15 protein-coding genes are annotated in these 20,343 nt (G+C 60.5%); 6 read left to right on the top strand and 9 right to left on the bottom strand.

Annotated features, from left to right (window positions below; translation table 11 throughout):
* Window positions 1-32 precede the first annotated feature (32 nt).
* A complete protein-coding gene (locus tag J0909_RS17080) occupies window positions 33-479 on the top strand; it encodes a DUF1499 domain-containing protein (RefSeq protein WP_207264763.1) in 447 nt (148 codons plus the stop codon).
* A 63-nt stretch (window positions 480-542) separates the two neighbouring features.
* Here the strand turns inward: J0909_RS17080 and J0909_RS17075 are convergent, their stop codons facing one another.
* Window positions 543-725, bottom strand: a complete 183-nt coding sequence (locus J0909_RS17075) for a ferredoxin (protein ID WP_207264761.1) — start codon at window positions 723-725, stop codon at window positions 543-545.
* 135 nt (window positions 726-860) lie between these two features.
* Between J0909_RS17075 and J0909_RS17070 the strand changes: the two genes are divergently transcribed.
* Both J0909_RS17070 and J0909_RS17065 read left to right on the top strand, forming a co-directional pair.
* Window positions 861-1,601 (top strand): sulfite exporter TauE/SafE family protein, encoded by a 741-nt coding sequence (locus J0909_RS17070; protein WP_207264759.1) that lies wholly within the window; start codon window positions 861-863, stop codon window positions 1,599-1,601.
* 148 nt (window positions 1,602-1,749) lie between these two features.
* Window positions 1,750-3,957, top strand: coding sequence for a CHASE2 domain-containing protein (locus J0909_RS17065; RefSeq protein WP_207264757.1), 2,208 nt, complete (start codon window positions 1,750-1,752; stop codon window positions 3,955-3,957).
* A gap of 342 nt (window positions 3,958-4,299) precedes the next feature.
* Here J0909_RS17065 and J0909_RS17060 read toward each other — a convergent pair whose 3' ends face one another.
* Window positions 4,300-5,562: an NAD(P)/FAD-dependent oxidoreductase gene (locus J0909_RS17060; RefSeq protein ID WP_207264755.1), complete on the bottom strand. Its 1,263-nt coding sequence runs from the start codon at window positions 5,560-5,562 to the stop codon at window positions 4,300-4,302.
* Between the two features lie 248 nt (window positions 5,563-5,810).
* Between J0909_RS17060 and J0909_RS17055 the strand changes: the two genes are divergently transcribed.
* From J0909_RS17055 to J0909_RS17045, 3 genes are all read left to right on the top strand, one after another.
* Window positions 5,811-7,229: an ATP-binding protein gene (locus tag J0909_RS17055; protein ID WP_207264753.1), complete on the top strand. Its 1,419-nt coding sequence runs from the start codon at window positions 5,811-5,813 to the stop codon at window positions 7,227-7,229.
* Window positions 7,230-7,233: 4 nt separating this feature from the next.
* Complete coding sequence (locus J0909_RS17050) at window positions 7,234-9,480, top strand: carboxyl transferase domain-containing protein (protein WP_207264751.1); 2,247 nt, start codon at window positions 7,234-7,236, stop codon at window positions 9,478-9,480.
* Between the two features lie 251 nt (window positions 9,481-9,731).
* On the top strand, window positions 9,732-11,963 hold the full coding sequence (locus J0909_RS17045; RefSeq protein WP_207264749.1) for a GGDEF domain-containing protein: 2,232 nt from the start codon (window positions 9,732-9,734) through the stop codon (window positions 11,961-11,963).
* 119 nt (window positions 11,964-12,082) lie between these two features.
* Here J0909_RS17045 and ettA read toward each other — a convergent pair whose 3' ends face one another.
* The 7 genes from ettA to J0909_RS17010 form a co-directional block, all read right to left on the bottom strand.
* The gene (ettA, locus tag J0909_RS17040) at window positions 12,083-13,765 is read right to left on the bottom strand and encodes an energy-dependent translational throttle protein EttA (RefSeq protein WP_207264747.1); all 1,683 of its coding nucleotides are present in this window, start codon (window positions 13,763-13,765) and stop codon (window positions 12,083-12,085) included.
* A 41-nt stretch (window positions 13,766-13,806) separates the two neighbouring features.
* Entirely contained in the window at window positions 13,807-14,637 is an 831-nt protein-coding gene (locus tag J0909_RS17035; protein ID WP_207264744.1) for a 2-oxoacid:ferredoxin oxidoreductase subunit beta, read from the bottom strand.
* Between the two features lie 14 nt (window positions 14,638-14,651).
* Window positions 14,652-16,337, bottom strand: coding sequence for a 2-oxoacid:acceptor oxidoreductase subunit alpha (locus J0909_RS17030; protein ID WP_207264742.1), 1,686 nt, complete (start codon window positions 16,335-16,337; stop codon window positions 14,652-14,654).
* 74 nt (window positions 16,338-16,411) lie between these two features.
* The gene (locus J0909_RS17025) at window positions 16,412-16,918 is read right to left on the bottom strand and encodes a ferritin (RefSeq protein ID WP_207264740.1); all 507 of its coding nucleotides are present in this window, start codon (window positions 16,916-16,918) and stop codon (window positions 16,412-16,414) included.
* Window positions 16,919-17,091: 173 nt separating this feature from the next.
* Window positions 17,092-19,302: an SF1B family DNA helicase RecD2 gene (recD2, locus tag J0909_RS17020; protein ID WP_207264738.1), complete on the bottom strand. Its 2,211-nt coding sequence runs from the start codon at window positions 19,300-19,302 to the stop codon at window positions 17,092-17,094.
* Window positions 19,303-19,309: 7 nt separating this feature from the next.
* The gene (gene recR, locus J0909_RS17015; RefSeq protein WP_207264736.1) at window positions 19,310-19,915 is read right to left on the bottom strand and encodes a recombination mediator RecR; all 606 of its coding nucleotides are present in this window, start codon (window positions 19,913-19,915) and stop codon (window positions 19,310-19,312) included.
* 93 nt (window positions 19,916-20,008) lie between these two features.
* Entirely contained in the window at window positions 20,009-20,320 is a 312-nt protein-coding gene (locus tag J0909_RS17010) for a YbaB/EbfC family nucleoid-associated protein (RefSeq protein WP_207264734.1), read from the bottom strand.
* Between the last annotated feature and the right edge of the window lie 23 nt (window positions 20,321-20,343).

The raw sequence follows: 20,343 nt of genomic DNA, 5'->3' as shown, positions 1-20,343 counted from the left end.
TTTTCATTCGGTTTCACAATAGATTGAAGCCCATGAAACAGCCACTTGTGACCTTCCTGCTCGTCGTCTCCCTGGCAGCCCTTTTCGCCTGCTCCACCAAGATCCCGAACCTGGGCATGACCGATGGCCGGTTCGCTGTCTGCCCGGACAACGTGGATTGCGTTTCCTCGCAGGCCACCGACGCCAAGAACAAAATCAACCCGATCAAAGCCTCAGGGGATCCTAACAAGGTAATGGTCGATTTGGGCAACGCCGTGGAATCCGTGTTTGGCGGCAAGGTGCTCCTGACCGAGGGCAACTACCTGCGCGCCGAATTCAAGAGCAGCGTATTGCGCACCATGGACGATGCGGAATTCTACTACGATCCACAGGCGGGGCTGATCCAGGTTCACGCCCTGTCTCGAGGCGAATTCCTGGATTTCACGGGCAGCCGCGACCGCATCGAGGAGGTGCGGACGATTTTTTCCGGCATGCAGTAGCCGCTTTCCGCAGACGAAAAAAAGACCGCCTTTCCGAGGCGGTCTTTTTTTTCAGCAATTTAATTACGACTTAGAGATAGCCTCATTGGGGCAGGTCTCAATGGCCTCATCCACACAGTCCAGAGTGGAATCGGGGGCGATGACCGTGGCCTTTTCCCCATCCGCATCCATTTCAAAGACTTCGGGACAGATCTCGACGCAGGATTCACAACCGATACATTCATCGTGATCAATAACAATGGCCATAACTCAACCTCCTGAAAAACTAGGATTAGTTAAAAACGGATTCGCATTTGTAGATAGCTATACCCTGTGAGCCAATTTGGTGGCAACTGTTTTTCCGTCCTATTTGGCCGTCCGCCCATTGGCAGCCGGACACAAATGCAGTACCCACGGTCCATGCTCGAAACAACCGCTGTCTTCTTCATAGTGCTCGCCGCCGCTTTTCTTCAGGGCATGACCGGGTTCGGATTCGGCCTTATCGCCATCCCCCTGCTCGGATTCTTTCTGAGCATCAAAACCAGCGTGCCCCTCATGAGCCTTCTGGCGGTGATCATCAGTCTCTACCTGAGCGTGCGATTGCGCAAGAGTGTCCAACTCAAATGCGCTTTCACACTGATGGCCGCAGGTATGACCGGCATCCCGCTGGGGGTCTATGCCCTCCAGCATGCTCCCGCCCAGGGACTGTCCATCGTTGTGGGCATTATCACGGTACTCTTCACCGGCCATCAGTTTTTATCCAGACCGAAACCCCGGAACTCCGGGACGCCGCTGACAGTCCTGGCCGGGTTCTGCTCGGGACTGCTCGGTGGCAGTCTGGGCGTCGGCGGCCCGCCGGTCATCATTTATACCGCCCTGCAATCCTGGACAAAGGAGCAAGCCAAGGCCACATTGGCCAGTTTCTTCGCCCTGTCCGGCCTACTCATCATTTCCCTTCAGGCCGCATCCGGCATGATCACGAGCGAAGTGTTGCACCTCTACGCCCTTTCCCTGCCCGCCCTGCTGGCCGGCATCTTTCTCGGCGCCAAGGCCTATGAGCACCTCTCCGACCGGGGGTATCGCCAGCTCACCCTGGGCCTGGTCTTCCTGCTCGGCTGCATGATGCTCTATCGGAACATCTAGGCGTGCGGCGCAGTCAACCGAAATGCAAGACGCTTTTCTCAGCCTTTGCCGCCACGCGGCTTTTTTTGCAGACATGGCAGCTTTTTCTTTATACGCGGATGGTTATCTGTAATAATCAATTATATAACAATCATCGCGGTCGGTAGCCATGCTGGAACTGCTGAAACGAATATTCAAGAAGGACCAACTGATACTCCTGGGGGCAGGTATATCGGTCGCCGCGATTATGAGTGTGCTGTACATCAGCCAGCCGAAATTCCTGTATCTGCTCAACCTGAAGATCTACGACAACTACCTTCGCCAATACCACCAGCCACCAGCCACCAACGTCCCGGTGATCATCGACCTGGACGAAAAAAGCCTGTCCGAACTCGGCCAATGGCCCTGGCCGCGCTACCGTGTGGCCCTGCTGTTGAAGTATCTGACCTCCTATGGGGCCGTCGCCGTGGCCTCGGACATCATCTTCAGCGAACCGGACCGGACGTCGCCGCAGATCATGCAAGCCGACGTCAAGCGCGAACTCCACATCGACATGCGTTTCGAGGGGTTGCCCAAAGACCTCATGGATTACGACGAGTTGCTGGCCCACAATCTCACGGGTGGCCCTTATGTCCTCGGTTTTGACTTCAGCCGAGACAAAGCCGTAGCCGAACACGATTGCCGGGTGCGGCCCGCCAAGGTGGCCGTCCTGTCGCCTCCCGGCGCGCCGTCCCCCCACGACTGTCTGCCCAAGGGAGAGCAGTTGGTCTGCCCTATCCCGATCCTGGCCGAAGCGGCCCCGAAATGCGGCTTCATAACCATCAATCCGGATCCGGATTCCGTATACCGCCGCATGCCCGTGCTCTATAGCTACAACGGGCATTTTTACCCCAGCTTGGCCCTGGCCACCCTCATGCTGGCCTCGGGAGAACAAAACCTCATCATCAAGATGTCTCCCGTGGGCATCGAAAGCATCAAGCTCAACGACATGGTCATTCCCACGGATGCCGGCGGGCAGATGCTCATCAACTATCGAGGGCCCATGCGGACCTTCGAATACATTTCGGCCTCGGACGTGCTCGCCAGGACATTGCCGCCCGGCTGCCTGCGCGGCAAGATAGCCTTCATCGGCACTTCGGCCTCGGGGCTCAAGGACATCCGGGCCACGCCGCTGGATCCGAGTTTTCCCGGTGTGGAAGCCCACGCCACCCTCCTCGACAACATCCTCTCCGACCAGGTCCTTTCGGTGCCGGACTGGGCTCCCGGCCTGGAATTCCTCGGCATACTGCTGGGGGGCCTGGTTACCACATTCCTGCTCGTGTGGACCCGGGCGTCCTGGATCATCCTGCCAGTGCTCGGCATGGGGGGCGCCATGTGGTACGGAGCCGTCTTCTTCTACAGGGAGCAAAATTATTTTATTTCGCCCATGTACTCTTACCTTACCTTGGGGTTGACCTTCATCACCCTGACCATGATCAAGTTCTGGCGCGAGGAAATCGCCAAACGGTACATCCACAGGGCCTTTGCCCATTACCTTGCTCCCTCGGTCATCTCGCAGATCATGGACAACCCCGACACGTTGAGCCTGGAGGGGCAGGAAAAGGAAATCACCATCCAGTTCTCGGACGTGCGCAATTTCACCTCCCTGTCCGAAAAGCTCTCCCCTACCCAGGTCACGAACCTGCTTCACGACTACCTGACGCCCATGACCCGAATCATCACCGAACACGAGGGCACGCTGGACAAGTTTATCGGCGACGCGGTCATGGCCTTCTGGAATGCGCCCCTGGACATCGAGAACCATCAGGAAAAATCCCTGCACGCGGCCCTGGCGCAGCAGCGCAAACTCGAAGAGCTCAACGAGCGTTTCCAGGAAAAATACGGATTCACCATCGCCGTGGGCATCGGCATTCACTGCGGCCTGGTGCGCGTGGGAAACATGGGTTCGGCCGACCTCTTCGACTACACCCTTATCGGCGACAACGTGAACCTCGCTTCGCGCCTGGAAGGGCTGACCAAGTACTACGGCCAGAAAATCGTGGTCAGCCAGGCCGTCAAGGACGCCTGCGGAGACGGTTACTACTTTCGCATCCTGGACAATGTGCGGGTCAAGGGCAAGGAAAAGCCCGTAACCATCTACACCGTGTATACTCTGGAAGAAGCCGAGGCGCGACGCGAAGAACTCTCGCTCCACGAACGCGCCCATCAGGCCTATGAGGACCGTGATTTCGTCACCGCTGAAACCTTGTTCTGCGAACTTGGCGAACTCGGCCGGGACCAAGTCCTTTGCGACCTGTACAGCGAGCGCTGCGCTCACCTGAAAGCGGATCCGCCCGATTGCGGGTGGGACTGCGTCTTCACTCTCAAAACGAAATAAGAGATGCCCAGGCCCCGGAACCGCCCCCAAAGCAACGTCTCTCGTTGCCTCCCTTTCCGTTGTGAAAAATCGCATGGCAAGGGACAGCGGCGGGGCAAAAGCAGGATGCAGGGGAGACCCTTGCCCTCCCGCTGCGCCGCCGGACAGCGAAGTTGGACCGGGCCAGACAAGACGCGCCACCGAAAGGGGAACCCCGGGATGGGACAAATCAAGACGAATTCATCGGAATATCGCCGCAAAACAGCCTTTGACGGCGACTTGCTCTTTGGTAAATTGAAGGGGTATTCCACAAAAAAAGGCCGCCCCTCAGGACGGCCCTTTTCCTTTACGCGGTATGGCGGCCTAGGGATTGTTCATCATGGCCTCAATGAAGCTGTCGGGCCAAAGGGCCGGAGAGGGATCCCCCTCCATGAGCCGTTCCTTGCCCGCCTCGTCCAGTTCAAAGCCGTTCTTGATGAAGCTGGTGTAAAACCCGGCCGCGTCGATGGCTCCGATGAGGATGCAACCGGCGAGCACGTTGTTCTTGAAAATGAGCTTGCGATAGATCGAGTTTTCCCGGTCCAGAAACACGGCGGTCTCGAATTCGTCGTCATCGGCCAGGTTGGTCTCGCCCACGGAAATGGTCGGCAGCCCGTAATAGGTAATGGAGTTCATGGACAGGCCGCCGGTGTACGGATTTTCGGCGCCAGCCATGTTTCGGCCCGCATAGCGCCCCTGCGTGTAGGCGTTGGGCCAGATGGGACGGACCGTGTATTCGCCGGTCAACAGGTCCTTGGCCTCGGCCACGTCACCCGCGGCAAAGACGTCCGGATCACTGGTGGCCATATAATCGTTCACGCGGATGCCTTTCTCGGTGGTCAATCCGGCCTGGACGGCCAGCCCCATGTTCGGGCGCACGCCGGCGGCCACGATGACCACATCCGCCGGGACCATGCCCTTGTCCGTCTCCACGCCCTTGATGGCGCCGTCCTTGTAGCGGACGATTTCCTTGGTGCCCGTGCCCTGCATGAAACGGATGCCGTTCTTTTCCAGATGATCGACGATCAGCTCGCCTGCGGTCTCGTCGAAGTAGGTGCGCATAATCCGGGAGCGGACCACGATGGTGACGTCCACCCCTTTTTCGGCGAACCCTTCGGCGGCTTTGAGGGCGATGAGGCCCGCGCCGATGACCACCACCTTCTTGACCTTGTCCACCAATTCCTTGAGGGTCTCGGCATGGGCCACGGTGGTGAAATTGTATACGCCGGGTCCGTCGATGCCGGGCAGGTTCGGTTTGACCGGAGTGCCGCCCGTCGCCAGCAATAGTTTGTCATAGTTGATCTTATCGCCGCAATCGAGCGTCAGGACCTTTTCGGAGGGATCCACGGACAGGACCCGCGAGCCCAGGCGCATGGTCACCTTGTTCCGCTCGTAGAATTCCTCGGGGCGGAACGGCAGGGTCTCGAACTTGATCTTATCCGAAAGATAGTAGGAAATGAGAGGACGGCCGTAGGTCGGCACGGTCTCGTCGCTGACGACCGTGATGGTCCCGGTCTTGTCATGTTGGCGAACGCCCTCGATGGCGCCGATGGCCGAAACCCCATTTCCCACAATAACGTAATCCATGCGGAACCCCTCCTGATCCAAACCTCAACATATTGACAATTCCGGCAAATACATGCTGTCAAAACTTGCCGGACCGATTTTCTACACATTTTTTAGTAAAAAATCCACAATTAATAATTAAAACGGGTGTTTTATGACAAGCATTTGATTTGTTTAATAAAACGCTTCGGTAAAAGATTTGCAAGAAGGGTGAAGAAACGGTATTTAGGGCACCGCCAAAACCACATCAGAATACGAGAATTCATAACGTGAGCATAGACGGACACAAGATACTCATTGCCAACCGGGGCGAGATCGCCGTGCGGATCATGGAGGCATGTTCCGACCTCGGCCTGCCCTTCGCGGCCCTGTATACCGAAGAGGACTCCCAGTCCGGCCACCTGGACGTGGCCCGCAGGCTGGGCGGGGAAAAATCCCTGTACCGTATCCACAACTATCTCGACGCCGGGGACATCCTGTCCGTGGCCGACGAGGCCGGGGCCACGGCCATCCACCCCGGGTACGGCTTCTTTTCCGAAAACTACCGGTTCGCCCGGCGCGTGGTCCAGCGGGACCGTCCCATGACCTTCATCGGCCCCTCCTGGGAGGTCATTCGCGATCTGGGCGACAAGATCAACACCAAGCGCATCGCCCGCACCCTGGGCGTGCCCACCGTGCCAGGCTCGGACCGGGCCATCTACGACGAGCTGGAGGCCGAGGCCATCGCCGAAAGCCTGTTCGAATTCCAGGGCAAGATGGGCATCAAACGGCCCGTGGTCCTGGTCAAGGCCTCGGCGGGCGGCGGCGGCATGGGCATCGACGAATGCGAGGACATGGCCCGTTTCCGCCAGACCTACCGGCGCATCCGCAACTATTCCCTGCGAACCTTCAACGACGAAGGCGTGCTCATCGAACAGCGCGTGTTCAACTTCAATCATCTGGAAGTGCAAATCGTGTCCGACCGGTCCGGGACCAACCCGGTCCATTTCGGCACCCGCAATTGCTCGATCCAGTCACCCGGTCTGCAAAAACGCATCGAGGTGGCCCCGGGCTTTTGGCCCCAGGGCCTGTCCTACGGGTTCGACGCCCAAAAGGTGCTCGACGACATCACCCGCTACTCCCTGTCCATCGCCAAGGAAATCAAGTACGACAACGTGGGCACCTGGGAGTGGATCGTCACCCCGAACGGCGAGCCGTTCCTCATGGAGGTCAACACCCGCATCCAGGTGGAGAACGGCGTGTCGGCCTGCATCAGTTCCGTCAAGGGCGACCGCGACGTGAACCTGGTGCGCGAACAGATCCGTATCGGCCTGGGCGACCCGCTGGGCTACACCCAGGAAGACATCACCTTCGACGGAGTGGGCATCGAATACCGGCTCATCGCCGAGGACACCGAGAACGGCTTTGCCCCGTGGGTGGGCCGCATCGAGGAACTCAAATGGCAGGAACGGGACTGGCTGGCCGTCCATACCCACGTACCGACCGACCGCACCTACCAGATCCCCACGGAGTACGACCCCAACCTGGCCCTGGCCATCATCTGGGGCAAGGACCTGGAGGAGGCCAAGCAACGCGGCCTTCAGTTCCTGAACGACCTGAAGCTGAACGGTTCCGACTCCGCCGGAGGACCCATGAAATCGAATATCCCCTTCCTCCTCGCAAAAACCGCCAACCTTCTCGAATTCTAAGCCTATGAATATAGAAAAAACCCTGCAATCCCTACTGAGCCGGGTCAACTACGCCCGCGACATCCTGGGCAACAAGTCCCGTCCCGAGCTCGATGCGTTCGCTACGGAAATCAACGGATTCCAAGCGAACAATGCGGACCTCTCCGAAGAGCGGACCATTCGGGCCCTGGAATCCCTGGATAAGCGGCTGTCCGCCATGGAAGCCGCCATCGACGCCCAGTTGACCGCCATGGACAAGGTGCGCATCGTCCGCCATCCACAGCGGGCCAGTCTCAAGGACATCCTTGAAAACGTCTACGACAACTACGCCGAAATGGGCGGCCAGGACGAGCACTCCATCGACCCCGGCATGCTCATTGCCCGGGCCTACATCACCCGCCGCCGTGGCAAGAAGATCATCAACCAGCCGGTCATGGTCGTGGGCCAGGAAAAAGGCCATGGCGAGGAGTTCCGCAACGGCGGCTCCATCAAGCCGTGGGGCAATTCCAAAGCGCTCAAGTACATGAAGGTCGCGGCCCGGGAACAAATCCCCATCCACGCCTACGTGAATACGCCGGGTTCCTACCCTATCGAGGACTTTCCGGGCGCAGCCCAGCAGATTGCCGAAAACATCTATGAGATGGCCGGGCTCGACGTGCCCATCGTGGCCATCTTCTCCGAAGGTGGCTCCGGCGGCGCCGAGGCCATCGGCATGGCCGACAAACGGCTCATGCTCTCCCATGGCTACTACTCGGTCATCTCGCCCGAGGGCGCGGCGGCCATCGAAGGCCATATCCGGGGGGCCGAACGCGCACCGGCCGAGCTTATCGAGTCCTGCGCCCTGGCCCAGAAGATCACCGCCCAGGACAATCTGGCCAACGGCTACATCGACGGGATCATCCAGGAGCCGCCGCTCGGCGCACGGGCCGACCACTTCGACTTTTTCAAGCAAGTCCGCGAACAGGTCATCCGGGCCACGGACGAAGTGGCCCTGAGCGTACGCGGCGTGCGCCTGTTCCGCGCCGTGGCCCTGCGCCATTTCAAGAAAAACACCGACGTCATCGTCCGCTGGTCCCTGAACGAAAAGGCCCGTGAACGGCTGGTGGCCAAGCGATTTCGCAAATATCGGCGCATGGCCCAGCATGCTTACCAGGACAATCGTTCCTTGCTGGAAAAACTCAGCGCCACCAGTTCCGGCCTCGTCTCCAACACGGCCAGCCTGATCCTGTACGGACTGATCAAGCCGTTCAAGCACCGTGTGGAGCGCATCGTGGAGGAGGTCGCGGACGAGGTCCATGTGATCACGGCCAAGTTCGACGCCGTGTTCCGGGGCCTGCTGCGTAAAATCGGCATCACCCCGGGCATGGACAAGCAGAAGGAGATGGAGCTGACCGGCCTGTCCCAGGCCGAGCCCGAAACGCCCACCCTGGTCAACGACAGCGACTATGTCTCGCCCCAGGCGCGCGTGGACCGCGAAATCACCTGTCCGCACTCCAAAAAACGCGGATGCCTGGACATCTGGGCCCGGGACCTGTTCACCGATTACGCGGGCGTCTGCCCCAACTGCGGCTACAACTTCCCCATGGAGTACCAGTGGTATCTCCACAATGTCTTCGACCGAGGCTCGGTGCGCGAGTTCAACCGGGACATCGCCTCCGGCAACCCGACCCAATTCCCCAACTTCGACGCCCGCATCGAAGGAGCCAAGAAGAAGACCGGCTTGCAATCGAGCTGCCTGACCTTCAACGCCAGCCTTGAGGGGCTGCGTGTGACCTGCGCCACCCTGGTGGCCAATTTCCGGGGCGGTTCGGTGGGCGCGGCCGAAGGCGAGAAGTTCATCCGCGCCCTGGAACTGGCCCAGACCAAGCATCAGCCCTTCCTGGCGTACATCCACGGCACGGCGGGCATCCGCATTCAGGAAGGCGTCAACGGATTGATTCAGATGCCCAGGGTGACCATGGCCGTCCGCCGCTACATCGAGGAAGGAGGCCTGTACATCGTCCTCTACGATACCAACTCCTACGCCGGGCCCGTGGCTTCGTTCCTGGGCTGCTCTCCCTACCAGTACGCGGTGCGCTCCTCGCGCATCGGCTTCGCCGGTCCCGGGGTCATCAAGGAGACCACCGGTCTGGAGATCCCGCCCAACTACCACAACTGTTACAAGGCCCTGTCGCGAGGTCACATCCAGGGCGTGTGGAGCCGCAAGGACATCCGCAAGAATCTGCACCAGGCCTTTCTGACCATCGGCGGACGGAATCTTTATTACCGCTAACCGCTTCTCTCTCTTCAACAAATGTAGGCAGCCTCCCCGGGGGCTGCTTTTTTTGTTCTGCAACCAAAATTTGCGCAACCCGTCACCGGCCGGTAACAACCGAACGCGCAACGCGTGTAACAGAGTCAAAGCGCATGTCACCTGGCGGTGCCTGCATCACCGCCGGCGCGGTGAAATGGTGAGATCGTTCCGTCCACGCAACTTCGTCAACACACAGCCGATCCGCCCGACTCGGTTACAGGGGAATGACCATGCCCACGGCACTTCCTGCGGATATGCTGACCGGCCTGCCGACCGGAAGCATGTTGCCCAGAACCCTCGTACTCATCTCCATCCGGGACTATCTCAAACTCCGGGAGATGTACGGACAAAATTTCGTTGACCTGCTTGAAAAAGAGCTCCGCGACTCGCTCGCCGCCACAGCGGCGGGCAATAACGCGCGCAATGTCCGCATTACCCGCCCCATCCCGGGCAAGGCCGCCTTCCTGGTGCCCCAGGACAACAATCCGGCGGACATCGCTTACGAATACAAGACGCAGGCCCAAAAGGACCTGGAATCGACCATGCTCCGCCACACGGGCCTGGGCATCGACCTTGGCATGGGCTTTGCCCCGGTCACCTGCCCGGACGACGAAAACCGATGGGGCGTGACCCTGAGCCGGGCCCTGACAACGGCCCAGCGCATGGAGAGCCGCCCGCTGAACATGAACGAGCTGTCCATCACCAGCCGGTTCAACACCATCCTGGTCCAGGGGTGGGTCACGGCCCACTACCAGCCCATCCTCGACTTCCGCACGGATACCATCCTGGGCTGGGAGGCCCTGGCGCGCGGGCCCGAGGGATCGGCCTTCCGCTCGCCGGTCATGCTTTTCCAGACCGCCGAGGAACTGGGCCGCCTCTTCGCCCTGGAAAAACTTTGCCGCGAAGCGGCCATCCGCAATGTGGGCGACCTCCAAGACGGCCAGAAACTCTTCCTGAACATCCACCCAAAGACCATGGCGGACCCCGCCTTTTCACCGGGCCAGACGCTGGAACTCATGGACAAATGCGGTCTGGTCCCGGACAACGTGGTTTTCGAGATCACCGAGCAGCATTCGGTCCAGGACTTCGATCTATTCTACCGCACCCTGGCCCACTACCGAAGCCAGGGATTTCAGATCGCGGTGGACGACGCGGGCGCGGGCTACGCCGGACTGGCCCTCATCGCCGAGCTTCAACCCGACTACATCAAGCTGGACAAATCCCTCATCGACGACATCCACAAGGATCCGGTCAAACGAGCCCTGGTGGAGACCACGGCCACTTTCGCGGACAAGATCGGTTCCCGGATCATCGGCGAGGGCATAGAAAGCCGCGACCAAGCCGTCTGCCTCAAGGACATCGGCGTACATTGCGGTCAGGGATTCTTTCTGGCCCGGCCAGCCGTGCCCAAGCCGGACGTCAACGAGGAGTGCCGCCACCTCAAAACAGTGGGCGACATCGCCAACAACATCATCTGCTCACCGCCCGTTGGCGACCTGGCCAAGGCCCCATACGCTGTGGACATGGACTGCCTGGTCTCCACGGCTCATGATTTCTTCCGCAAGAACGACAGCTTCACCAACATCGTGGTCGTCCGCGACAACGTGCCCAAGGGGCTGGTCATGGAGTACCACCTCAACCGCCAACTCTCCTCCCAGTTCGGCATCGCCCTGTACCACAAGCGATCCATCGACGCGGTCATGGACAAAAGCCCGCTCATCGTGGACGTGGACATGCCCGTGGAACAGGCCGCGCGAACGGCCATGAAACGCGAGCACATCAAGACCTACGACGACATCATCGTGACCAGGAAGGGATTGCTCTACGGCGTGGTCACGGTCCAGGACCTGCTCAACGTCCTGGCCAAGATCCAGGTGGAGATGGCCAAGGGCACCAATCCCCTGACGGGCCTGCCCGGGAACGTGGCCATCGAACAGGAAGTGGAATCGCGCATCAAGCAGAAGCGCCCGTTTTCCATCATCTACGGCGACCTGGACCATTTCAAGGTCTATAACGACACCTACGGGTTCAAGAATGGCGACCGGATAATCAAGCTGGCCGCGGACATCATGTCCTGGGCCACGCGCAAACACGCGCCCAGCGATGCCCGCCTGTGTCACATCGGCGGCGACGACTTCGTGCTCATCACCCCGCCCGACGCGGTGCATAAGCTGTGCACATCCATCACCCGCTGCTTCGGCAGGCTGGTCCGAAACTGCTACTGCCTCGAAGACCAGGAACGCGGCTGGATACAAGCCAAAGGCCGAGACGACAAGGAACGCAAATACCCCTTGGTGACCATCTCCCTGGGCGTCATCGAAATCGACGGCCCCTGTTCTCTCATGGAAATCGGCGAACGCGCCGCCCACATCAAGAAATACGCCAAATCCATCCCCGGCAATTCCGTGGCCATCGACCGCCGTCCCGCCATCGGCAAGGCCGACTCGGCCGCGTGCGACTAACTTATTAAAGTAAAACTTGAAGATTGCCGCATGACGATAAATGGAAGCGTTCGCCTCGGGCCACCGGAGGCATAATTAAACAAAAAAAGGGCCGGTTGTACCGGCCCTTTCTCATTTGATTATCGCGTTAGTCTGCGGAACTTCAGCCTGTGCGGCTGGTCGGCGTCGGTGCCGAGGCGTTTTTTGCGGTCGGCGTCGTAATCGGAGTAATTGCCTTCGACCACGACCACCTTGGCGTCGTCCTCAAAGGCGATGATATGGGTGGCGATACGGTCGAGGAACCACCGGTCGTGGCTGATGACCAGAACGCAGCCTGCGAAGTTCTCCAGGCCGTCCTCCAGGGCGCGCATGGTGTTCACGTCCAGGTCGTTGGTCGGTTCGTCGAGAAGCAGCACGTTGGCCCCGGATTTGAGCATCTGGGCCATATGCACGCGGTTGCGTTCGCCACCGGACAGGACGTCCACCTTTTTCTGCTGATCGGCTCCGGCGAAGTTGAAGCGCGAACAGTAGGCCCGGGCGTTGATCTCGCGATCGCCGAGCTTGATGAACTCGGCCCCGCCGCTGATGATCTCATAGGCGGTCTTGCCGGGAATGAGGGATGCGCGGTTCTGGTCGGCGTAGGCCAGCTTGACCGTGGCCCCGAGGGTTATGGTGCCGGAATCGGGTTTTTCCTCACCTATGATCATCCGGCACAAGGTGGATTTACCCGCGCCGTTGGGGCCGATGATGCCGACGATGGCATTGGGCGGCAGGATGAAATTGACATCCTCCATGAGCAGCTTGTCGCCCATGGACTTGGTCACATGTTCGGCCACGACCACCTGCTTGCCGAGGTGCGGTCCCGGCGGGATGTAGATCTGGAGATCATCGGCCAACCGCTCGGCCTCGTGTGAAAGCATGGACTCGTAGGCGTTGATGCGCGCCTTGGACTTGGCGCGACGTCCCTTGGGCGACATGCGTATCCATTCGAGTTCGCGCTCCAGGGTTTTCTGGCGATCGGCCTCCTGCCTGCCTTCCTGAGCCAGACGGTTCTGCTTCTGTTCGAGCCAGGAGGAATAGTTGCCCTTCCAGGGGATGCCCCGGCCTCGGTCCAGTTCGAGAATCCAGCCCGCCACGTTGTCCAGAAAATAACGGTCATGGGTCACGGCGATGACCGTTCCGGGGAAGGAGGAGAGATACCGTTCCAGCCAGGCCACGGAATCCGCGTCCAGGTGGTTGGTAGGCTCGTCCAGGAGCAGGATATCCGGGGCCTGGAGCAGCAGGCGGCACAGGGCCACGCGACGGCGCTCGCCGCCCGAGATGACCGACACCGAAGCATCGGCCGGGGGACAGCGCAGCGAGTCCATGGCCATTTCGAGCTTGGAGTCGATGTCCCAGGCGCCCTTGGCATCCATGAGTTCCTGGACCTTGCCCTGCCTTTCGATCAGGGTGTCCATCTCTTCGGGCTCCATGGGTTCGGCGAATTTCTCGTTGATGGCGTTGTATTCGCGGACGATGTCCATGACCTCGGCAACGCCCTCCTCGACCACCTCGCGCACGGTGCGCGTCTCGTCAACCAGGGGTTCCTGTTCGAGATAGCCGATGGAATAGCCGTCCTTGACGTGGATTTCGCCCTCGAAACGATCGTCCACCCCGGCCAGGATCTTGAGCAGCGACGACTTGCCCGAACCGTTCAGGCCGAGCACGCCGATCTTGGCGCCGTAGAAATAGGACAGGGAGACGTTCTTGAGCACCTCCTTCTGCCCGTGACGCTTGGTCACCTTGTACATGGAGTAGATAATTTTTTCCGCTTCGTTGCTCATGTATGGTCCTTGTTGAAAATGGATTTCGTGCAGCAACCGCCCTAGATATACGACTGCAACACCGCTTTCAAGTCGTTTTTGGCATAGGCGAGTTCGGCCAGTCTGCCGCCGTGTCCGAAGACCGGCTTGTCCGCCCGGTAGATGACGCCCAGCGGGATGCGTTCGCCGAATTCCTCGCTCAGGGTCATGGCCGCGGCCCAGTCCTCAGGATCGTGATCCTTGAGAATATAGGCGCGTTCCTTGTACCACGCATAGGTATTGACCTTGTTGAAGGAGACGCAGGGCTGGAGAATGTCCACCAGGGAAAAGCCCTTGTGGGCCATGGCCTCTTTGATGACGGAGACGAGATGTTCCGGCTCGCCCGAAAAGGCCCGGGCCACAAAACTCGCCTTCATGGCCACGGCGGTGGACACCGGGTTGAACCCGTCGGACCGATTGCCCTCGGGCTGGGCCTTGGTCACATGGCCGCGCGCCGAGGTGGGGCTGGCCTGGCCTTTGGTCAGGCCGTATATCTGGTTGTCGTGAACGAGCACGGTCAGATCCATGTTGCGCCGCAAGGCGGACAGGAAGTGGTTGCCGCCCTCGCCGTAGCTGCACCCGTCGCCGGAGGTGACGAGCACATGCATTTGCGGATTGGCCATTTTGATGCCCTGGGCCACGGGCAAGGATCGGCCGTGCAGCCCGTTGAACATGTTGCAGCGCATGTAATGCGGCAACTTGGCCGCCTGACCGATGCCGGAAGAGATAATGATGTCGTGAGGCGCGAGCCCCCGTTCGGCCAGGGCCTGCTTGAGGCTTTTCAGGATGGGGAAGTTGCCGCAGCCCGGGCACCACGCGGTCTTGAATTCGCCGTATTCTTCGATGGAAACCATAAGTCGCTCCTGATCTAGAGGATGTCGGAAAGGCCCTTGAGGACATATTCCCAGGTCATGGCCCGGCCGTCGAAACGCAGAATGCGATCCTTGATGACGAAGCCGGTGTCGCGGGCGATGAGCTGTGCGAACTGGGCCGTGGCGTTACCCTCCACGGCAATGACCGAGCCCGCGCTCGTCAGGAAGTCCATGAACTGCTCCTCGCGCAGGGGATAGACCTGCTTGAAATGCAGCACGGCCAGGGATTTGTCGCCCTCGTAACGGTCCATGGCCTCCAGGCAGGCCCCCAGGGTCGGCCCCCAGCAAACCATAAGCGCATCGGGCTCATCGGCACCGTAACGGTCTGGACCGATGACCTCCTCGAATAACCCCGCCTCCTTGCGCAGACGCTTGGAATTCTGGGCCACGCGGACGGCTTTGTCCTCGGTGATGTAGGAATTCTCCTCATGCTCGTGGGAATCGGCCCTGACCAGGGTTTCCGAGAAACCGGGGATCAGGCGTGGCGAAATGCCGTCATCGGTCAGGGCGTAACGTTTGTACTCGCCCCCCTCCCATTCCAGGAGCGGCCGAGCGACCTCGGGCAGATCGTCCAGATCGAAGGGTGCCACATCCCGGTAGGAGTCGGCCAGGTACTGCTCGGACAGGACGAAGATCGGTGTCTGATAGGTCTCGGCCAAATCGAAGGCCCTATGAGTCAGGTAAAAGCAGTCCTCGGGCGTGGCCGGGGCGAAGACGGCCCGGGGGAATTCACCATGCCCCGCGTGGACCACCAGGTTGAGGTCCGCCTGCTCCGTACGGGTGGGCAGTCCCGTGGCCGGGCCGGGCCGTTGGACCACCACGCAGACGATGGGGGTCTCGGACACGCCCGCCAGACTGACCGCCTCCTCCATGAGCGCGAAGCCGCCGCCCGAGGTGGTCACCAGGGCGCGGGCCCCGGCATAGGACGCGCCGAGCGCCATGTTCATGGCCGCGATCTCGTCCTCCACCTGCTCGTATTGCAACCCAAGCGGCGCGCCCTTGGCGATGAGGGTCATGGCCACGCCGGTGGACGGGGTCATGGGGTAAAAGGAAACGAAGTTGCACCCCGCGGCCAGGGCGCCCAGGCCGATGGCCTCGTTGCCGTTGAGCATCATCCGTCCCTTGGGGTCGGAAGACGCGAGTGTACGGGAAAAATCGTGATTCTGGTCCGCGACCCAGGCATAGGCCTTGCGCAGGACCTCCAGATTGGCCTCGACCACTTCGTCGCCCTTCTTGCCGAAGGTCTGCCGGAGCAATTCTTCGAGAATGGCCGGTTCCAGGTTCACGGTCCGGCCGAGTACGCCGAGCATGGCCGTATTGTGGAAGAGCGGTTTGGACGCAAGTTCCTCGTAGGGAATGCGCAGGGCGTTGAGCCCCTCGGTGTCGAGGTCGGCCCCGGCCACAACCAGTCCGCCTTCGCTCACGGCCTCCAGGTGCTTGTCGAGAGTCTCCGCGTTGAGCGCGGCCAGGATGTCGATGGACTCGGTCCCGCCAAGCGGCTTTTCCTCGCCCATGCGGATGGCGTAAGTGTTGTGCCCTCCGCGCACCCGGGACATGTAGCGTTGGGTGACAAGGAGGTGGTGTCCCGCCCTGGTGATGGCCTTGGAGAGCAGTTGGCCGATGGTCACGAGCCCTTGGCCCGCCGCGCCGCCGATGACGATGTTGATGTTTTTGTTCGACATGGCTTCCCCTGGTTGCGGTTGAAAAAAAGCCGGGAGAAACGGTTTGCGTTCTCCCGGCCGAATGTCGCGGTTAACTACGCGTTGGTCGGCGGGGTGAAAACCCGGGTGCCGAGGTCGCGGTCGAGCATGAACAGTCCGCCGCCGTCGCCCACGAGCTTGAGCTTGCCGACCACGTCGGAGACGCTCTCCTCTTCCTCCACCTGCTCGGAGATGAACCACTGCAGGAAAATGCCCACGGCGTGATTGCGCTCCTCAACGGCCAGGTTGGCGATGTCGTTGATGCGCGAGGTTACGCCCTGCTCGTGTTCCAGGGCATCCTCGAAGGCGGCCAAAGGCGTCTTCCAGTCATGCTGCGGGGCGTCGATGGTGCCGAGCTTGGCATGGCCGCCGGCGCCGTTGATGTAATTGAAGAAGCGCATGGCGTGGAACATCTCTTCCTGATATTGGGCATTCATCCATGTGGCGAACCCGGACAGGCCCACGTGGGTGAAGTGGGAAGCCATGGAAAGATACAGGTTGGCGGAATAGATTTCCCAGTTCATCTGCGCATTGAGCGCATCTTCCATTTTTTCGCTGAGCATGACTGCCGTCTCCTTGACTTTGTTGTTTTCGCGTATGTGGACAGAGCGTTCGTCCGCCCTTCGTCCCAGTGGATGAGAATAAGCATCGCAGGCGAAAAGGCCAGGGTATTTTACACCATTTTTTCGGATGTTTTGCAAGCCGCCTGCCCGGGGACGCATCCCCGACGCCGGGGTTAGTAAAGACGGTTCTGGTCGAAGACGGCCCGCAACCGGTAGGCCAGATGCGTGTGGCGGTTGCCCGATGTGGCGTTGGCCAGGCCGATGTGGAAGGCCCGGTCCGAACCGATGAGCACGGCCAGTTCGCGGGCCCGGGTCAGGCCGGTGTACAGCAGATTGCGTTGCAGGAGCAGAAAATGCTGGGTCACGATGGGCATGACCACGGCCGGATATTCGCTGCCTTGGGACTTGTGCACGCTGACCGCGTAGGCCAGGCCGAGCTCGTCCAGTTCCGAGGTCTCGAAGTGCACGTAGTTGCCGTCGAACTCGGCCATGAGTTCATGCTCTTCGGTATCGACCTCGGTAATCCAGCCCAGGTCGCCGTTGAACACTTCCTTGTCGTAGTTGTTTTTGAGCTGGATGACCCGGTCGCCCTCCCGGAAGATGGCGAACTTGCGCTTGAGTTCCCGCACGCCGGGGCCGGCCGGGTTCAGACGGGCCTGGAGGGCCGCGTTCAGGGCCTGGGTGCCGACCTCGCCCTTGTGCATGGGGGTGAGCACCTGAATGTCCCGCATGGGATCGAGACCATACCGCTCGGGGATGCGCTCGCAGACAGAATCGAGGATAAGCCTCTGGACCTTGGCCGGATCCTCCTGGGGAATCCAGTAGAAGTCGGCTTCGGGCGGCAGGCATGGGTGTTGACGCGGAAATTTGCCTTCGTTGATGCGGTGGGCGTTGACCACAATGAAACTTTCCTGGGCCTGGCGGAAGATGTGCGTCAGCACGGCGCAGGGCACGCGACGGGAGTTGATCAGATCGCCCAGGACGTTGCCCGGCCCCACGCTGGGCAACTGGTTGACGTCGCCCACCAGGATCAGGCGGCAGGTGTGCGGCAGGGCCCGCAGGATAGAGACGAAAAGCTGGGCGTCCACCATGGAGGCTTCGTCCACCACCAGGACGTCGGCCTTGAGCTTCTGGTCTTCACAGTAGTGGAACCCGCCGTCCGGCTGGAACTGAAGCATGCGGTGCACTGTCTTGGCCGGATGGCCCGTGGCCTCGGCCATACGCTTGGCCGCCCTGCCCGTGGGCGCGGCCTGCATGACCTTGAGCCCAAGTTCCGTAAGGGTCAACAGGATCGCCTTGGTGATGGTCGTCTTGCCCGTTCCGGGCCCGCCTGTGATGATGAAGACCTTGTTGGAGCACGCTTCGAAGACCGCCTCGCGCTGCTCTTCGGACAGGGTGAAGCCGAGCTTGTCCTCCACCCGGGGCAGGGTCTTGTCGATCTTCTTGCGGGAGATCGGCGTGGGGTGGCTGATGAGCTGGTAAAGACGTTGGGTGGTCTCGTTCTCGTAGTGGAAGAAATACATGAGATAGACCGCCTCGGAAATGCCCTGCTCGGACAGGTTCTCGATGCGGATGCGCTTCTTCTCTTCCAGCCCGTACAGGGCCAGTTCCAGCTTGTCGAAGTCCGTGGTGTCGAGCATGCGGGCCACGTCCTCAAGCAATTTCGGCTTGGGGATGAACAAGTGGCCGTTGCGTTCGCAGGAGGTCAGCAGGGTGTAGGCGATGGCCGCCTCGAACCGCTGAACGCTGTCCGGGGCGAAACCGAGCTTCAGGGCCATCTGGTCCGCCGTCTTGAAGCCCACACCCCGGATCTCGTAGGCCAAGTCGTAAGGATTCTCGCGCAGTTTGGCCTCGGCCTGAGCACCGTAGAGATGAAAAATCTTGCCCGCGAAGGTGGTCGGCACCTTGTGGGACTGAAGGAAGACCAGCAGGTTCTTGATCTCCCGCTGGCGGCCCCAGGATTCGATGATGTCCTTGAGCTTGTTCTTGGAGATGCCCTTGATCCGCAGGAGTTGTTCCGGATCCTCGTCCAGAAGATCCAGGACTCCGATGCCGAATTCCTCGACGATGAGAGTGGCGGTCTTCTCCCCCACTCCCTTGATGGACGACTGCAAAAAACGGATGACCCCGTTCTCGGTCGCGGGCCGCGCCTGCTCGAAGGTGGACACCTCGAACTGGCGGCCGAACTTGGGATGCACGATCCATCGGCCCTTGAGATTCAGGGTCGCGCCTCCGGCCAGTTCGCCGAGGACGCCGACAATGGTGATCTGGCCCGGTTCGTTCCCGGCCCGAACCCGAACGATGGTGTAGCCGTTCTCTTTGTTGTGATAGATGACGCTGACGACTTCGACGTCGTCCAGACTGGTGAGTTGCTCGTCGCTCATGCGATCCCTACATCTTTTGCCGGTGGACCAGCGACTGCTTGAGGGTCTCCTTGTCCATGAACTTGACCTCGGCCCCGATGGGAATGCCCTGGGCCAGACGGGTCACCGCAACGTCGGGAAACTCGGATTCCACCATGTTCTTGACATAGGAGGCAGTGGATTCGGCGTCCAGGGTGGCCCCCAGCGCGAGAATCAGTTCCGAAAAATCACCCGAGTCCAGCCTGCGCCGCAACCGGTCGATTTCGAGCTGGCCCGGGTCCACGCCATCCAGAGGCGAAAGCAAGCCGCCGAGAACCAGGTACTTGCCCCGGAAGATCCCCATCTCCTCCATGGCCAGGAGGGCATCCCACTCGGGCACCAGGCAGAGCTGCCCGGTATCGCGGGAGGCGTCGGAACAGATGGCGCAGGGGCTGGACTCGGCCAGACAGGCGCAGTCCTCGCACAGGCACAGCCGCTCACGCAGCTCTATGATGGACTGCCCCACCCCGGCGGCCCGTTCGCGGGGCATCTTGAGCAGGGTCAGGGCGATGCGCAGGGCGGACTTGGGGCCGATGCCGGGCAGGCTCGACAGTTGATCGACCACTCCCTTGAGCGGTCCGGGAAGATTCTGCAATGCGACTCCTTAAAAAAAATCGGCCGCCCATGGGCGAACGGGCGGCGCGGAAAGACTCCGGGCCGCCGCGATGCGCCGGACGACGGACGGAAATTAGAACATGCCGGGGATGTTGATGCCGCCGGTGACGCCCTTCATGGCCTCTTCCATCATTTCCTTGGACTTCTTGAGGGCCTCGTTGGCCGCGGTCAGGACCAGGTCTTGAAGCATCTCCACGTCGCCCGCCTCCACGACGGACGGCTCAATGCGCACCTCGGTGACCTCCTGAGATCCGGTGACCTTGACGGTGACCATGCCGCCGCCGCTGGACGCTTCCACTTCCCTGGTCTTCAATGCGTCCTGAGCTTCGGTCATCTTGCGCTGCATGATTTGGGCCTGACGGAGCATCTCGTTCATGCCTTTCATTATATTCTCCTCGACTGATATGC

It is taken from the genome of Desulfovibrio sp. Huiquan2017, from assembly GCF_017351175.1.
GTDB lineage: Bacteria > Desulfobacterota > Desulfovibrionia > Desulfovibrionales > Desulfovibrionaceae > Pseudodesulfovibrio.
The sequence above is the reverse complement of the archived record's forward strand: the minus strand, read 5'-3'. Positions and strand labels throughout refer to the sequence as shown.

Bases quoted from the DNA above. Each gene is read 5' to 3' on its own strand.
- J0909_RS17080 (WP_207264763.1), top strand. From the start codon at position 33: ATGAAACAGCCACTTGTGACCTTCCTGCTCGTCGTCTCCCTGGCAGCC.
- J0909_RS17035 (WP_207264744.1), bottom strand. From the start codon at position 14,637: ATGGTTTCCATCGAAGAATACGGCGAATTCAAGACCGCGTGGTGCCCG.
- J0909_RS17010 (WP_207264734.1), bottom strand. From the start codon at position 20,320: ATGAAAGGCATGAACGAGATGCTCCGTCAGGCCCAAATCATGCAGCGC.
- J0909_RS17025 (WP_207264740.1), bottom strand. From the start codon at position 16,918: ATGCTCAGCGAAAAAATGGAAGATGCGCTCAATGCGCAGATGAACTGG.
- J0909_RS17075 (WP_207264761.1), bottom strand. From the start codon at position 725: ATGGCCATTGTTATTGATCACGATGAATGTATCGGTTGTGAATCCTGC.
- J0909_RS17030 (WP_207264742.1), bottom strand. From the start codon at position 16,337: ATGTCGAACAAAAACATCAACATCGTCATCGGCGGCGCGGCGGGCCAA.
- J0909_RS17050 (WP_207264751.1), top strand. From the start codon at position 7,234: ATGAATATAGAAAAAACCCTGCAATCCCTACTGAGCCGGGTCAACTAC.
- J0909_RS17060 (WP_207264755.1), bottom strand. From the start codon at position 5,562: ATGGATTACGTTATTGTGGGAAATGGGGTTTCGGCCATCGGCGCCATC.
- J0909_RS17070 (WP_207264759.1), top strand. From the start codon at position 861: ATGCAGTACCCACGGTCCATGCTCGAAACAACCGCTGTCTTCTTCATA.
- recD2 (WP_207264738.1), bottom strand. From the start codon at position 19,302: ATGAGCGACGAGCAACTCACCAGTCTGGACGACGTCGAAGTCGTCAGC.
- J0909_RS17065 (WP_207264757.1), top strand. From the start codon at position 1,750: ATGCTGGAACTGCTGAAACGAATATTCAAGAAGGACCAACTGATACTC.
- J0909_RS17045 (WP_207264749.1), top strand. From the start codon at position 9,732: ATGCCCACGGCACTTCCTGCGGATATGCTGACCGGCCTGCCGACCGGA.
- ettA (WP_207264747.1), bottom strand. From the start codon at position 13,765: ATGAGCAACGAAGCGGAAAAAATTATCTACTCCATGTACAAGGTGACC.